This window comes from Micromonospora sp. NPDC047670, from assembly GCF_043204915.1.
GTDB lineage: Bacteria > Actinomycetota > Actinomycetes > Mycobacteriales > Micromonosporaceae > Micromonospora.
The window spans coordinates 1-1,366 of the sequence record NZ_JBIDDA010000036.1 but is presented as its reverse complement, the minus strand read 5'-3'; the positions used below and the strand labels follow the sequence as shown (position 1 = coordinate 1,366).

At 69.4% G+C, this 1,366-nt stretch carries 1 pseudogene; it reads right to left on the bottom strand.

The window, feature by feature from the left end:
- A pseudogene (locus ACGF7U_RS31775) lies at positions 1–1,081 on the bottom strand (IS110 family transposase); the annotation flags it as partial.
- Positions 1,082–1,366 lie beyond the last annotated feature (285 nt).

Here is a 1,366-nt window from a genome sequence, read left to right as displayed (position 1 = left end):
TGAGATGCTTCTATAGCTGTCAAGTGGTGCTGGTGGCTGAATGGGCGCCGTTCAGGGTCCGGAAGAGTTGCCGGCTGATGTAGCGCTTGAGGCTGCGCATGATCTCGCGTTTGGTGCGTCCTTCGCGGGTGCGGCGGGTGACGTAGTCGCGGGTGCGAGGGTCGTGGCCCATGCGGACCAGCGCGACGGTGTAGAGCGCTCGGTTGAGGCGTCGGTCGCCGCCGCGGTTGAGCCGGTAGCGGGTGGTATTGCCTGATGAGGCCGGTAGCGGTGACGCGCCGGCCAGGGCAGCGAACGCGGCTTCGGAGCGCACGCGGCCGGGGTGGGACCAGGCCAGCAGAACGGTGGCGGCGACGACGGCGCCGACACCTGGCAGGGCGAGCAGTTGTGGCGCTTGCGCGGTGACAGCTTCGTGCAGCGCGGTGTGGTTGGCGGCGAGTTCTGCGTCGAGGGCACGGATGCGACGCGCCAACCGGATCGCCTCGGCGCGGCAGACGGCCAGGGTGGCGTTGTCGCTGCGGGTGCGCCAGGCCGCGACGGCGGCGATCGTCGTGGTGGTCAGGGCGCGGCGGGCGTCGATGCCGAGGTCGACGGTGCGCAGCAGCGCGGTCAGCGCGTTGACCGCGCGGGTGCGTTCGCCGCTCATCTGTTCGCGAGCCGTTGTCAGGACGCGCAGGGCTGTGCGATCGCCGCCGGCCCGTGGCCAGCACAGTTCGTTGATGTCGAGGCTGCGAGCTGCTTGGGCCATTGCGACGGCGTCCACGACGTCGCTCTTGCCACGGCGACGCCGGGTGGTGGCCGCAACGTCGGGGGCCTCGGCGACGGTCAAGCCGGCTGCCGATAGCTGCTCGGTGAAGGTGGCGCCGTAGGAACCGGCGCCGTCGATGACGATCAGCGTTGGCGCCTGGTGGGTGTGGCGTTGGATCCAGTCGACGGCACGGCGCAGCCCTGACGGGCTGGTCGGGAACTGAGCCTGCTGCCCGACTGCGCCGGTGCCAGCGGTGATCAGGGCGAGCGTGTGGGAGGCGGCGTGAGTGTCCACGCCGATGACGAAGTCGTACTGGTCTGCGACGATGGCCATTGCGGCGTACTGCCTTCCCGGGGAGACGTCGTGACGGCGTCGGCCCGCAAGATGTGTGCTCTCGAGGCAGGACTGTGATGAGCCACGATCCGCTGCAACGGACCGGGCAAGCTTCTGATCAAGCCACCGAGAGGGACAGGGCCGGCGCCCGACCACGGACCGGATGGGCAGATCTCACTGAGAGCACCTCGTGGGGCCACCATTTTCATGAGCCACACCCAGCCGCGATCATGACGCTGACCCTGCCAGCCAGCCCCAGGCCAGCCAACACCCACCTTCACAGCC